General features: G+C 71.3%; 11 protein-coding genes. 5 read left to right on the plus strand and 6 right to left on the minus strand.

The genetic code is table 11. From position 1 onward, the window contains the following. Positions 1-19: 19 nt before the first annotated feature. The 3 genes from ABZ622_RS25930 to ABZ622_RS25940 all read right to left on the minus strand — a co-directional run bounded on the left by ABZ622_RS25930 (position 20) and on the right by ABZ622_RS25940 (position 2,819). Entirely contained in the window at positions 20-415 is a 396-nt protein-coding gene (locus ABZ622_RS25930) for a peptidase inhibitor family I36 protein (RefSeq protein ID WP_360547021.1), read from the minus strand. A 119-nt stretch (positions 416-534) separates the two neighbouring features. Then, positions 535-2,073, minus strand: coding sequence for a protein kinase (locus ABZ622_RS25935; RefSeq protein ID WP_360547024.1), 1,539 nt, complete (start codon positions 2,071-2,073; stop codon positions 535-537). Further along, positions 2,070-2,819: an FHA domain-containing protein gene (locus ABZ622_RS25940; protein WP_360547026.1), complete on the minus strand. Its 750-nt coding sequence runs from the start codon at positions 2,817-2,819 to the stop codon at positions 2,070-2,072. Before ABZ622_RS25940 ends, ABZ622_RS25935 begins: the two co-directional genes overlap by 4 nt. A 282-nt stretch (positions 2,820-3,101) precedes the next feature. Between ABZ622_RS25940 and ABZ622_RS25945 the strand changes: the two genes are divergently transcribed. Continuing rightward, positions 3,102-3,701 (plus strand): LysE family translocator, encoded by a 600-nt coding sequence (locus tag ABZ622_RS25945; RefSeq protein WP_360547029.1) that lies wholly within the window; start codon positions 3,102-3,104, stop codon positions 3,699-3,701. A gap of 121 nt (positions 3,702-3,822) precedes the next feature. Here ABZ622_RS25945 and ABZ622_RS25950 read toward each other — a convergent pair whose 3' ends face one another. Then, positions 3,823-4,410, minus strand: a complete 588-nt coding sequence (locus ABZ622_RS25950; protein WP_360547088.1) for a TetR/AcrR family transcriptional regulator C-terminal domain-containing protein — start codon at positions 4,408-4,410, stop codon at positions 3,823-3,825. A 79-nt stretch (positions 4,411-4,489) separates the two neighbouring features. Between ABZ622_RS25950 and ABZ622_RS25955 the strand changes: the two genes are divergently transcribed. Continuing rightward, the gene (locus ABZ622_RS25955) at positions 4,490-5,737 is read left to right on the plus strand and encodes an FAD-dependent monooxygenase (RefSeq protein WP_360547031.1); all 1,248 of its coding nucleotides are present in this window, start codon (positions 4,490-4,492) and stop codon (positions 5,735-5,737) included. A 70-nt stretch (positions 5,738-5,807) separates the two neighbouring features. Here the strand turns inward: ABZ622_RS25955 and ABZ622_RS25960 are convergent, their stop codons facing one another. Then, on the minus strand, positions 5,808-7,661 hold the full coding sequence (locus ABZ622_RS25960; protein ID WP_360547033.1) for an ABC transporter ATP-binding protein: 1,854 nt from the start codon (positions 7,659-7,661) through the stop codon (positions 5,808-5,810). Beyond that, positions 7,658-9,478 (minus strand): ABC transporter ATP-binding protein, encoded by a 1,821-nt coding sequence (locus ABZ622_RS25965; RefSeq protein ID WP_360547035.1) that lies wholly within the window; start codon positions 9,476-9,478, stop codon positions 7,658-7,660. Before ABZ622_RS25965 ends, ABZ622_RS25960 begins: the two co-directional genes overlap by 4 nt. Before the next feature lie 222 nt (positions 9,479-9,700). On the opposite strand from ABZ622_RS25965, the gene ABZ622_RS25970 reads away from it, so the two are divergent. From ABZ622_RS25970 to ABZ622_RS25980, 3 genes are read left to right on the plus strand one after another with little or no spacing between them, the layout of a single operon-like run. Next, entirely contained in the window at positions 9,701-10,603 is a 903-nt protein-coding gene (locus ABZ622_RS25970) for an ABC transporter ATP-binding protein (RefSeq protein WP_360547037.1), read from the plus strand. A 1-nt stretch (position 10,604) separates the two neighbouring features. After that, the gene (locus ABZ622_RS25975; RefSeq protein ID WP_360547039.1) at positions 10,605-11,402 is read left to right on the plus strand and encodes an ABC transporter permease; all 798 of its coding nucleotides are present in this window, start codon (positions 10,605-10,607) and stop codon (positions 11,400-11,402) included. Positions 11,403-11,434: 32 nt separating this feature from the next. Further along, positions 11,435-12,724 (plus strand): sensor histidine kinase, encoded by a 1,290-nt coding sequence (locus tag ABZ622_RS25980; RefSeq protein ID WP_360547041.1) that lies wholly within the window; start codon positions 11,435-11,437, stop codon positions 12,722-12,724. Positions 12,725-12,740 lie beyond the last annotated feature (16 nt).

The following is a 12,740-nucleotide window of genomic DNA, read 5'->3' on the forward strand; positions in this document are numbered from 1 at the left end:
ACCCGGCGCGGCAGTTCGGTCAGCTCGATGTCCACTTGATGGACTTGATGCTGATGCCCTTCGGGTGCTCGTCGCTGGTCAGGCGGCCCTTGTTTCCGCGGACGAAGTGGTAGTCGCCCCCGCCGTACGAGTACTTCGTGTACGCGTGGACGTGGTTGACCCCGCCGGCCACCGTGCCGTTGTTGAACGACGACATGAACTTGACGTCGTTGCAGGACTGAGTCGTCCACTCCGTGATCGAGATGTCCGTGTAGCAGCGCTGGCCGGTTCCGGCGGTGCCGGTGTACAGGCAGACATAGCCACTCGGGCAGGACCATGCCTTCTGTGCCGCTTCGGCCGTACCGGGTGTCATCACGAGCGCGACACCTGCGGTCATGGTTGCGGCGGTGGTGAGCAGCGTACGGAATGTCCTCATGCCGGGCTCCTTCAGTGAATCGGGTTGCGCCGTTCCCCTGTACCGGCGCACAGCTGCAACGATGCGGTGCCGCAGCCGGCAGCGGTACCTCGGACGTCCGAGGTACCCGTGCTGCTCCGTCAGCCGCTGCCCGGTGTGTACTGGTCCAGTCGGCGCTCGATCTCCGTGGCGTAGGAGCGTTCCTGCGGGCGGACACCGGCGGCGGTGTTGACGATCTCGACCGAGGTCCGGTAGGCGGCGGCCACCGCCACCTTCCGGTTGCCCCGCACGTCCTTCGACAGGGCGCGGGAGATGTCGCACAGGTAGCGCCCGACGGCCGGGATCGAGGTCTCCGGGGGGAAGGGGGGCTCCAAGTCCTTCACCTTGGCGGGGCGTTGGCTCTCGGGCAGCCAGTAGTAGAGGACTTCGGGCGTCCAGCGGGCGATGCCGAATTCGTCCTTGGCCGGATCGGCGAGACCGGGGTCGAAGTCCGACTCGGTCTTCAGCAGCGCGGCGATCAGCGCCGGGGTGACGTCGCGGCTCTCGCAGGTGTGCGCGGCATCCACGATCAGAGCGCGGTACGCGACGGGGACGCCCTGGTCCGTGCGCAGCTCCTCGGCGCCGTACAGCGCGGGGTCCGGCGGCCGGTTGCCCAGCGCGTACGCGCCGCCGGAGGCGATCAGCGCCGCCGCGACGCCCGCCACCCACACCCGGCGGGACACCCTGCGCGGGCGGAGGCGGGGGAGGCGCGGGGACGGGCCGGTGCCCGCGGCGGCCTCCACCCGGCGCAGCAGGGAACCGGAGTCGTGTGCCGCCCGGTCCTCGTGGCTGCGGGCGAGGCAGTCGGTGATGATCGGCCGCCAGGCTTCGGGCAGTTCCGCGGAGAGCCGCAGTTCCTCCCCGCCGCGTGCGTAGCGCAGCAGACTGTCCCTGCGGGCGGAGGGGGTGCCGCCGGGCAGCGGCAGCGTCCTGGTCAGCAGGAGGTGGGCGAGGATGCCGAAGGCCCAGATGTCGGCGGTGGGGCGGATCTGCCGGCCCTGCTCGGTGATCTCGGACCAGAGAAGCTCCGGCGGGGTGTAGTCGGGTGTCGCGAAGACCGGTGCGTAGGCGTGGGTGCCTTCCATCTCGGAGGCGAGGTTGAAGTCGCCCAGCCGGACGGAGTCGTCCGGCATCAGCAGGACGTTGGCCGGCTTCAGATCGCCGTGGACCCAGCCCGCCCGGTGGATCTGGGCGAGCCCTTCACAGATCTGGGCGAGCAGTCCCGGGGCGGCGGGCAGCGGCCCGGCACCGGAACGGCCGAGCAGATCCTCGACGGAGCCCGCGGCGCGTTCCAGTACGAGGACCGTGGCACCGTCCAGCCCCGGGCGTTCGGGATCGTCGATGGTCTGCGCCTCGAACATCCGGATGAGACGCGGGTGCTGGAGCTTGCGGTGGATCTCCAGCTCGCGACGGGCCAGCTCCTGGAGGTGGCTCAGCTGGCGCGGGGTCCGGGTGCCGGTGGTCAGGATCTTCAGCGCCGCGTCGGCGGGGAGCCCGTCGGCGGAGACGGAGCCGGGGTCGGTGGCCCGTGCGGCGTAGACACTGCTGAACGCTCCGGAGGCGAGGGGCTCGCGGACTTCCCAGCGGCCGATGAGGTAGCCGGCCGGGACCGGGACGGTGGGATGGTCCTCGGCGGTCACGTCGTCGGCTTTTCGAGTACGTCCAGTTGTTCCTGGCTCACCAGGTCGAAGCGCAGAGCGAGGGCGACCAGGGTCTCTTTCTTCCCGTTGAGGCGGGGGCCGCCAACGGCGGATTCCGGGGGCTGCTTGAGGCGGAGCTTGACCGCCAGATAGTCGATGTTCCACTGGACCGAGGCGCGGCCCGCGGCCGGCCAGACGGGACGCAGCCGTTCGGTCACCTGGTCGACGGTCGGTAATGGCGCGTGGGGTTCGCCGCGCAGTCGCGGTTCGCACAGGGCGGCGAGCACCTGGAAATAGCGCTTGGTGCGGTCCAGTGGAAAGGCCAGGGCGGTGGCCTCGCCCCCGGACCTGTCCGCGGGCCGGTCGGCGTAGTCGTGGCGTGGTGCCCAGACGTCGAAGTTGAGGAGATCGCCGCCGGCGGGAAGCACCACACGGGAGAACTCGAACGGGATCGGCGCCTCGACCCGCCCCGGCGCGACCTTGATGTGCTCACCGGCCCCCTCCGGGTTCTCCACGACGTATGTCTGCCGCGCGCTGTGGTTGCTGAGCGTCCAGAACGCCACCGAGGCCGTGATCTCGCCCGCGGTGCGGGAGACCCCGCCGTGCTCGATGGTGAGGTGGCGGCGGGCCGCGGCTGCGGCCGGAGCGGCCGGATTCCTGCCGAACGCAAGTGTCTCGCCGGGTTCGAGACGGATCTGATCGGCGGGTCCGGCGCAGTTCGCGGGTACCACGATGATGCTGTACATGTGCCATTCCTTCCCCCGAGGGAACCAGAGGAATGGTAGCGGCGGAGAATGATCAAACTCAGTCGGTAACGGGGGACCGGCATCAGAAGGCGCGGAGAATGGCCAGAAATGGCGAAAGTCCGTTCAATTGCCCGCGCCTGCTCCGATGAAGCGCCTCCGTTCCTGTCGGGTGCGGTCGGTCCTGGTGCGGCTCGACTCGGACCGGATGAGGGGGAACCGGAGGTTCGGGGCACGTCCGTTGCGTAGGCTCGTTGCGTGCAGTGGCATCCGGTACTCGGCTTCATGACCGCGGTCGTACCCCTGACCTTGATCCCCGGCACGAGCTTCACACTGGTCACACAGCAGGTGATCGCGGGTTCGCGGTCCGACGGCGCGCGCGCCGCGTTCGGCTCGGCGTGCGGGCTCCTGGTCCACGCGACGTTCGCCGCAGTCGGCCTGTCCGCCCTCGTCATGTCGTCGGCTCGGGCGCTGACGGTGGTGAAGCTCCTGGGCGGTGTCTATCTCATCTGGCTGGGCGTGACCACGTGGCGTTCGGCGCGTCGAGGCGTGGAACCCGCGCCACGCAGGCGATGGCACCTGCCGTGGGCCCAACTCGGGGCATTCGGCCAGGGGTTGTGGTCCAACGTCCTCAATCCGAAGGCGGCGTCGGTCTATCTCACGCTGGTGCCGCAGTTCCTGACCGCCGGCCGCCCCATCGCGCCACAGATCGCGACGCTCGCGATCGCGCACGCAGCCGTCGTACTGGTGTGGCTGCTGTTCTGGACCTGCGTGATCGCCGTCGCGCGCACGGCAATCGACACACCGCGATTCCGGCGCGGGACGAGCCGCCTGGCAGGAGCCGTGCTGGTGGCCTTCGGGGTTCGGACAGCGGCGGCACACTGAGCCCGCCCGCCGGGGCGTGCCGCTCAGGCAGCCCCGGGCCCGGCCCGCCCGAAAACGGTGGACAGATATCGAGCGAGCGGCACACCGACCCGTGTGAAACCCCGAGCGCTGCTCCGCGTGGTCAGCGTTCGCGTTCCGGGCGGACCGTGGAGCCGGTCGTGGCGGTGTGCTGCGCGAGGCCGCCCAGGATGAGGGCGAGGCCCGCCTCGAACGCTGCTTCCTGGTCGAGGACCGGGACGTCGGCCGGCAGGTCCTCCTGCGGACCCGTCTCCGCCTGCTCCTCCAGCACGCAGCCGACCGTGTACCGGCCGGCGGCCAGCATCGCCATCTGCGCCTCCCGCTCGGGAACGCCGGAGGCGACGAGGAAGGCCATCTTGTGCCGGATCCGGTCGAGGTCGCCGGTCGGGGTGGTGCCGGCGTGGAGGCGCGCGCCGTCACGACGTTGCAGCAGGGTGCGCCGGAAGCTGCGCGAGTTGTCGAGGAACCATGCGCGCCAGTCGTCCGCGGGTGACGGGAGCGGCGCGCCGGCGTGAGAGGTCATGGCGGCTTCCGCCATGGCCGCCAGGAGGTCCTTCTTGGTCCGGAAGTGGTAGTAGAGCGACGGCTGCTCGACGCCCAGGCGCTTGGCCAGCCGCCTGGTACTGACGGATTCCAGCCCTACTTCGTCGAGCAGCTCCAGCGCCTCGGCTACGACGGTCTCACGGGTCATCTTGGTCACATGGACAATCTATCGGTGATAGGCGACCCTGGAAAGGAATCAATCACCGATAGATTTTGGAGTGGCCGTCATGACGGACGAGATCACGAAGCGTTCTCTGCGGATCCTCGTCGCAGGTGGCGGCGTCGCCGGGCAGGCGCTGGCCTTCTGGCTCACCCGCGGCGGTCACCGGGTGACGGTCGCCGAGCGCTTCCCGGCGCTGCGCGCCTCGGGCGCACAGGTCGACCTGCGCGGGCAGGGCATCGAGGCGGTCGAACGCATGGGACTGCTGAACGCCGTGCGCAGCCGGCTGGTGGACGAGGCGGGCGTCGCGTTCGTCGATGCCCTCGGGAAACCGAAGGCGACGATCATGGCGAACACCTCCGGCAAGGGCCGCCAGACCCTCACCTCGGAGTACGAGATCATGCGCGGCGACCTGGTCCGCATCCTCCACGACGCGACCAAGGACGACACCGAGTACGTCTTCGGCAAGAGCGTCGACGGCCTCGACCAGGACGAGCACCACGTCACCGCCCACTTCTCGGACGGGACCTCCGGCGAGTACGACCTGCTGGTCGGCGCCGACGGACAGGGCTCACGCATCCGGCGAGCGCTCCTCCCGGAGGGGGCCGACCCGTACTGGCGCGTCGGCATCCACATGGCCTACTGGTTCGTCCCGCGCATCGCCTCCGACAGCAACATCCGCGACACCTACATGGTCCCGGGCGGCCGCCAGATCATGCGCCGCAGCCACAACGCGACCGAGACCCAGGTGTACTTCGTGATGCGCGAGGAGTCGTCGGAAGCCTCCGCGATCCACCGCGCACCCGTCGAGCGGCAGCAGGAGTTCTGGGCCGACCGCTTCCGCGACGCCGGCTGGCAGACCGAGCGCTTCGTCGAGGGCATGAGGACGAGCCCGTTCTTCTACTCCCAGGAGATCGTCCAGGTGCGCACCGACACCTGGTCCGAAGGCCGCGTGGTCCTGGCCGGCGACGCCGCGCACTGCGCCTCTCCCTACAGCGGCATGGGCGTCTCCGGCGGCTTGACCGGCGCCTACGTCCTGGCCGGTGAGATCAACCGGCACGCCGACGACCTGCCCACCGCCCTGGCGAACTACGACCGCGTCCTGCGGCCCTTCGTCAACGAGATCCAGGCCGGGGTGAACCCCCGCCTGCTGCGCGTGGGCATGCCCATGAACCAGCACGCGATCAACGCCTTCCGGAGCGCCACCGCGCTGGCCTGCTTCTTCCGCATCCCCGACCTGGTGGCGCGGTTCTCGAAGGAGGACCGCGGCGGCGACTGGCAGCTCCCTGCGTACCCCGTCCCAGCCGCCGCCTAGGGGACGTACCGGGTCGTGATCAATGGGCACCCCGGCGTCCGGAGCCGTCGGAACCCGCGGTCCCGCCCCGTCATGTCAGGCTCTCCCGCCATGCCCGGTGCAGCCCCGCGAAGCGGCCGGTCCCGGCGATGAGTTCGGCGGGGGCGCCGTCCTCCACGATGCGGCCGTGCTCCATCACCAGGACCCGGTCCGCGATCTCCACCGTCGACAGGCGGTGGGCGATGACCACCGCGGTGCGGCCGTGCAGCACCGTGTCCATGGCCCGTTGCACCGCCCGTTCGCCGGGGACGTCCAGGGAGCTGGTCGCCTCGTCGAGGATGAGGACCGCCGGGTTGGCGAGCAGGGCCCGCGCGAAGCCGACCAGCTGGCGCTGACCGGCCGAGATCCGGCCGCCCCGCTTGCGTACGTCCGTGTCGTACCCGTCGGGCAGTCCGGCGATGAAGTCGTGCGCGCCGATCGCCTTGGCGGCCTGCTCGATCTCCGCGCGGGTCGCGTCCGGGCTGCCGATCGCGATGTTCTCGGCGACCGTCCCGGAGAACAGGAACGCCTCCTGGGTCACCATCACCACACCCCGCCGCAGCTCCGCCACGGCCAGCTCCCGCAGGTCCGTGCCGTCGAGCAGCACCCGGCCGTCCGTCGGGTCGTAGAAGCGGGCCAGCAGCTTGGCCAGCGTCGACTTGCCGGCGCCCGTCGAGCCGACCACGGCGACGGTCTGGCCGGCCGGGATCGTCAGGTCGAAGCGGGGCAGCACCTCGCCGCCGGTGCGGTACGCGAAGCGCACCCGGTCGAACACGACCTCACGGCCCGGGTGTTCACCGGTCAGGGGCGGCAGCTCGCGCGGGTTCGGCGCCTCCGGGACGGACGGGGTCTGGGTCAGCAGCCCCGCGATCTTCTGCAGCGAGGCCGCGGCCGACTGGTAGGAGTTGAGGAACATGCCGAGCCGGTCGATCGGGTCGTACAGCCGGCGCAGATAGAGCACGGCCGCGGCCAGCACGCCGAGCGCCAGGGTGCCCGAGGCCACCCGGTACGCGCCCCAGAGCACGATTCCGGCGACCGCCGTGTTGGCGACCAGCCGGGAGCCGACCACGTAACGCGCCATCTCCAGCATCGCGGAGCCGTTCGCCCACCGGTGCGTGTTGTTGAGGTTCTCGAAGTGCGCGTCGTTGACGGGCTCGCGCCGGAACGCCTGGACGGGGCGGATGCCGTTCATCGTCTCCGCGAACTTCACGATGACCGCGGCGATCGCCGTGGACCGCCCGGAGTACAGCACTCCGGCCCGCCGCTGGAAGCGCCGCACCAGCAGGTACAGCGGTACGAGGGAGAGCACGGCCGGCGCGCCCAGGCCGAAGTCCAGCCAGAGCAGCATCAGCGAGATGGAGACGAAGGACAGGACGACGACGATCAGCTCCTGGAGCCCCTCGCTGAGCAGCTCCTGCAGCGACTCCACGTCCGTGGTGGAACGGGAGATCAGCCGGCCCGAGGTGTAGCGCTCGTGGAAGTCCACGCTGAGCGCCTGCGCATGACGGAAGATCCGCCCGCGCAGATCGAGCAGCACGTCCTGGTTGATCCGGCAGGAGATCCGGATGAACGCGTACTGCATGCCCCCGGCCGCCGCCGAGCACAGCGCGTACCCCACCGCCACCGCGATCAGCGGCCCGTACCGCTCGTCCCGGAACGCGGGCACCGCGCTGTCGATGGCATACGCGACGAGCAGCGGTCCGGCCTGCACCGCGGCCTGCTGGACCAGCAGCAGCAGCGCGGCGACCACCACCCGGGCCTTGTACGGCCGCAGCAGCGACCTCAGCAGTGCCCCGGTCGCGCCGGCCGGGGTGGGCAGATCGTCCCGGTCGAACCGGTCCCCGGCGCTCTCGGTGCTCCCGGTGGGTTCGGCGGGGGCGGTGTCCGTGGCCGTCGTACTGGTCATCGGGTGAGGCCTTTCTCGGCGGGGAAGGCGTCCTCGGCGGGCGCGTCCTCGGCGCCCGACATCAGCCAGGCGTACTCGGGGCTGCTGCGCAGCAGTTCCTGATGGGTGCCGACGGCGGCGATCCGGCCCTCCGAGAGCAGCGCCACCCGGTCCGCGAGCATCACGGTGGACGGCCGGTGCGCGACCACGATCGCCGTGGTCTCCGCCAGCACCTGCCGCAGGGCGGCCTCCACCAGCGCCTCGGTGTGCACGTCCAGCGCGGAGAGCGGATCGTCCAGCACCAGGAAGCGCGGCCGGCCGACCACGGCGCGGGCCAGCGCGAGCCGCTGCCGCTGGCCGCCGGAGAGGCTGAGCCCCTGCTCGCCGACCTGGGTGCCGACGCCCTCGGGCAGCTCGTGCGCGAAGTCCGCCTGGGCGATGGCCAGCGCCCTGCGCAACTCCTCGTCCCCGGCGCCGGCATCGCCCATCAGCACGTTCTCCCCGACGCTCGCCGAGAAGAGCGTCGGCTCCTCGAACGCCACCGAGACCAGCTCGCGCAGCTGTTCCCGGGGCATGGTGGTGATGTCCGTACCGTCCAGCGTGATCCGCCCCGCGGTCGCTTCGTACAGCCGCGGGACCAGGGCGGTGAGCGTGGTCTTGCCGGAACCCGTGGCCCCGACCAGAGCCATCGTCTCGCCGGGCCGGACCCGCAGATCGATCCGGGACAGCACGGGTACGGAGCCGGGCTCCGCGTCGGGATAGCGGAACTCCACGCCCTCGAAGACCATTTCGCCCCGGGCCGAGCCGCTGCCCGTCACGGGCCCGTCCACGCCGGACGAGTCGTTCTCCTCGGCCACGTCCATCACCTCGAAGAACCGCTCGGTCGCCGTCGCCGACTCCTGGCTCATCGCCAGCAGGAAGCCGATCGACTCGACCGGCCACCGCAGCGCGAGCGCGGTGGAGAGGAAGGCGACCAGGGTGCCCGCGGAGAGTTCGCCGTCCGCGACCTGCACGGTGCCGAGCACCAGCGCCGCGCCGATGGCGAGCTCCGGGATCGCGGTGACGGCGGCCCAGATGGCCGCCAGGAGACGGGCCTTGCCCAGCTCCGTGGTGCGCAGTTGCTGCGAGAGGGCGCGGAAGGCGCGGGCCTGGCTGCGGTGCCGGCCGAAGCCCTTGATGATCCGGATGCCCAGCACGCTCTCCTCGACGACCGTCGTCAGATCGCCGACCTGGTCCTGGGCCCTGCGCGCCACGACCGAGTACTTCGTCTCGAAGGCCGAGCAGATGATCATCAGCGGCACGACCGGAATGAGCAGCACCAGCCCCAGCGTCCACTGCTGCACCAGCAAAATGACGAAGCCGACCAGCACCGTTACCCCGTTGACCAGCAGGAACGTCAGAGGGAAGGCCAGGAACTGACGCAGCAGCATCAGGTCCGTGGTCGCGCGCGAGAGCAACTGCCCCGAGGCCCAGCGGTCGTGGAAGGCCACCGGCAGCCGTTGCAGATGCCGGTACAGATCGGCCCGCATCGCGGCCTCGACCCCGGCCAGCGGCCGCGCCACCATCCACCGCCGCACCCCGAAGAGCGCGGCCTCACCGATGCCCAGCAACAGCAGATACAGCGCCCCGAGCCAGACCCCGCCGGGGTCCCGGTCCGCCACCGGACCGTCGACCATCCACTTCAGTACGAGGGGGATCACCAGGGCGATACAGGACGCGGCGACCGCCACCAGCGCGGCACCGGACAGCCGGTGCCGTACCGGCTTCACATAGGGCCACAGCCGCAGCAGGGACTGAACGGTGGACCGATCCTTGGGCTCTGCATGTTCTTCGGGCATCACAGGCGAGACTACGGTTCACCGCTGACACCGCTCATGTGGTTTTTCGGCCGACCGGCGCCGACCGGGGCACGGCCTCGCAGGTCGTAGCCCGTATCAACCGACCGGCGCCGACCGGCGCACGGCCCCGCAGGTCGTAGCCCGTATCAACCGATCGGCCGATGCCGCTTCGAGCGCGATGGACGATGGTGCGCCGGCCGCCGCGCCCCGATGCTCGTGGGCATGGCAATCATCGAAGTGGACGGGGTGCGCAAGTCCTACGCCGGGCGCCCCGTGGTCGACGGCGTGAGCTTCACCGTCGACGAGGGGGAGATCTTCGGGATCCTCGGCCCCAACGGTGCGGGAAAGACCACCACCGTCGAGTGCGTCGAGGGGCTGCGGATCCCCGACGCGGGCAAGGTCCGCGTCGCCGGTCTCGACCCCGTCGCCGACCACGACCGGGTCACCAGGCTGCTCGGCGCCCAGCTCCAGGAGAGCGAACTACAGCCCAAACTCACCGTGGCCGAGGCGCTCGAACTGTACAGCGCCTTCTACCCGGACCCCGCCGACTGGCGGGAGCTCGCCGAACGGCTCGGCCTGCACACCGTGTACGGCACCCGGTTCGCCAAACTCTCCGGCGGCCAGAAGCAGCGGCTGTCCATCGCGCTCGCCCTGGTCGGCGGACCGCGGGTGGTGGTGCTCGACGAGCTGACCACCGGCCTGGACCCGCGGGCCCGCCGGGACACCTGGAAGCTGATCGAGGACGTGCGCGACAGCGGCGTCACCGTCCTGCTGGTCACCCACTTCATGGAGGAGGCCAGGCAGCTCTGCGACCGGATCGCCGTCATCGACAAGGGGAAGGTCGTCGCCCTCGACACCCCGTCCGGCCTGATCGGCAGCTCGGGCAGCTCCACGGTCATCTCCTTCACCCCCTCGCGGCCGCTCACCGACACCGAGCTGGGCCTGCTGCCCGGCGCGGCCTCCCTGGAGCGCGAGGACGACCGGATCGTCATCAGCGGCACCGACGAGACGGTCAACGCGGTGATCTCCCTGCTGGCCCGGCACCGCATCACCGCACACCGGCTCCGCGTCTCCGAGGCGACGCTCGACGACGCCTTCCTCGACCTCACAGAACAGGCTGTCTGAGATGACCACGGCGAACCCGGCCCCGGCCCCGGCGACGGCCCCCGCGAGGGCCTCCGCCGCCTCCGCGCACCGTGCGGTGCTCCGCTCCGAGATCCGGCTCTTCCTCCGCGAACCCGGCAGCCTGTTCTGGATCATGGTCTTCCCGACCGTGCTCCTGACGATCCTCGGTCTCATCCCCTCCTTCCGGGAGCACACCGACGAACTCGCGGGACGGCGCGTCATCGACCTCTACGTGCCGGTGGCGGTGCTGCTCGGCATGATCATGGCCGGGCTCCAGGCCATGCCGCCGGTCCTCACCGGCTACCGCGAACGCGGCATCCTGCGCCGGATGTCCACCACCCCGGTACGCCCCTCCGCGCTGCTCACCGCGCAGATCGCGCTGCACGGCGCCGCCGCCCTGGGCTCCGCCGCACTGGCGATGGCCGTCGGCCGGACCGGCTTCGGCGTCGCACTGCCCGGGCAGCCGCTCGGCTACGCCGTGGCGCTGCTGCTGGCCGTGGCGAGCGTGCTGGCGCTCGGCTCGCTGCTCTGCGCCCTCGCCCGTACGGCCAAGGCGTCCGCCGCCATCAGCTCGGTCGTCTACCTCGTGATGATGTTCACCGCCGGGGTCTGGATCCCGGTGCAGAGCATGCCCGACACCCTGCGCACCATCGTCCGGTTCACCCCGTTCGGCGCCGCCTCCGAGGCGCTGGACCGGGCGGCGTCCGGTGGCTGGCCCGGCTTCGCCCAGCTCGGCGTGATGGCACTGTGGACGGCTCTGGTGACCTTCCTCGCGGCCCGTCTCTTCCGCTGGGAGTGACCGGGACGCCGGGGACGGGGAGACTGCACCCCATGAAGGCGTGGGACACGGCGACGGCACACCGGAACGACACGGTGAACGCCGAGCACGGTTGGGAACGGTTCTTCCGGTACGGGCCCTACGGGCTCCTCGGCCTGAGCACCTTCGTCTCGGCCGTGAGCGCCCCGCTCATCATGGACCGCGCGGACGTGTACGCCGCCGCGGTGCTGGTGCCCGTCGCCCTCGCCCTCCAGCTCTGGTGGGGGCGGGTCGGGCCGATGGTCGTCCCCAGGTCGCGGACGCCGCAGTGCTACTACGTCGCCCGCCTCCTGATCGCCTTCGCACTGACCTGGTGCAACCCGTTCTTCTCCGTGTACGCGATCCTCGGGTACTTCGACACCGGGCGGCTGCTCCCGGCCCGGGCCGTCCGCCCCGGGCTGCTGGCCACCGCCGTCATCATGGCGGGCGCGCAGTGCGGCAGCGGTCTGCCGCCGGTCTCCCTGATGAACTGGATCGCCTTCGCCGCCCTGTTCGGGCTGCACACAACCCTCACCATGGTCTTCGCCAGGATCGGCGACCGCGAGGCCGACCACGCCCGCACCCAGGTCGACACCATCGCCGAACTGGAGTCGGCCAACGCCCGCCTCGAACAGGCCCTGGCGGAGAACGCCGGGCTGCACGCCCAGCTCCTGGTGCAGGCCCGCGAGGCGGGCGTCGCCGACGAGCGCCGCCGGCTCGCCGCCGAGATCCACGACACCCTGGCCCAGGGGCTGACCGGCATCATCGCCCAGCTCCAGGTGGTGACCTCGATCGGCGAGACCGACCCGGCGCTGGCCCGGGTGCATCTGGACCGCGCCGCCACGCTCGCCCGGCACAGCCTCGGCGAGGCCCGCCGCTCGGTCCACGACCTGGTCCCCTCGGCGCTGGAACACGACGACCTGCCGGGCGCGCTGAAGCGCACGGTCACCGACTGGGCGGAACGCCACGAAGTCCGGGCCGAGTTCACCGTCACCGGCACCGTCGAGCCGGTCCACGACGAGATAGCCGCCACCCTCCTGCGGATCGCGCAGGAGGCCCTCGCCAACGTCGGCCGCCACGCCGGGGCCTCCCGGGCCGGGGTCACGCTGTCGTTCATGGGCGACGAACTCACCCTGGACGTACGGGACGACGGCTGCGGCTTCGACCCGGCCGCCCTGCCGCGGGCCGGCGGCGCGGGCGGATTCGGGCTCGGCGGCATGCGGGCCCGCGCCGAGCGCATCGCGGGCACGGTCGAGGTGGAGACCGAGCCGGGCCGGGGCACGGCGGTCAGTGCCCGGGTGCCCCTGGTCCGGCACGGCCGCTGACCAGTACGGTTGGCCT

This window comes from Streptomyces sp. NPDC007164 (assembly GCF_040634135.1).
GTDB lineage: Bacteria > Actinomycetota > Actinomycetes > Streptomycetales > Streptomycetaceae > Streptomyces > Streptomyces sanglieri.

Excerpts from the sequence above, each read along its gene's own strand:
- ABZ622_RS25930 (WP_360547021.1), bottom strand. The coding sequence starts at position 415 with ATGAGGACATTCCGTACGCTGCTCACCACCGCCGCAACCATGACCGCA.
- ABZ622_RS25940 (WP_360547026.1), bottom strand. The coding sequence starts at position 2,819 with ATGTACAGCATCATCGTGGTACCCGCGAACTGCGCCGGACCCGCCGAT.
- ABZ622_RS25945 (WP_360547029.1), top strand. The coding sequence starts at position 3,102 with ATGACCGCGGTCGTACCCCTGACCTTGATCCCCGGCACGAGCTTCACA.
- ABZ622_RS25950 (WP_360547088.1), bottom strand. The coding sequence starts at position 4,410 with ATGACCCGTGAGACCGTCGTAGCCGAGGCGCTGGAGCTGCTCGACGAA.
- ABZ622_RS25955 (WP_360547031.1), top strand. The coding sequence starts at position 4,490 with ATGACGGACGAGATCACGAAGCGTTCTCTGCGGATCCTCGTCGCAGGT.
- ABZ622_RS25960 (WP_360547033.1), bottom strand. The coding sequence starts at position 7,661 with ATGACCAGTACGACGGCCACGGACACCGCCCCCGCCGAACCCACCGGG.
- ABZ622_RS25965 (WP_360547035.1), bottom strand. The coding sequence starts at position 9,478 with ATGCCCGAAGAACATGCAGAGCCCAAGGATCGGTCCACCGTTCAGTCC.
- ABZ622_RS25970 (WP_360547037.1), top strand. The coding sequence starts at position 9,701 with ATGGCAATCATCGAAGTGGACGGGGTGCGCAAGTCCTACGCCGGGCGC.
- ABZ622_RS25975 (WP_360547039.1), top strand. The coding sequence starts at position 10,605 with ATGACCACGGCGAACCCGGCCCCGGCCCCGGCGACGGCCCCCGCGAGG.
- ABZ622_RS25980 (WP_360547041.1), top strand. The coding sequence starts at position 11,435 with ATGAAGGCGTGGGACACGGCGACGGCACACCGGAACGACACGGTGAAC.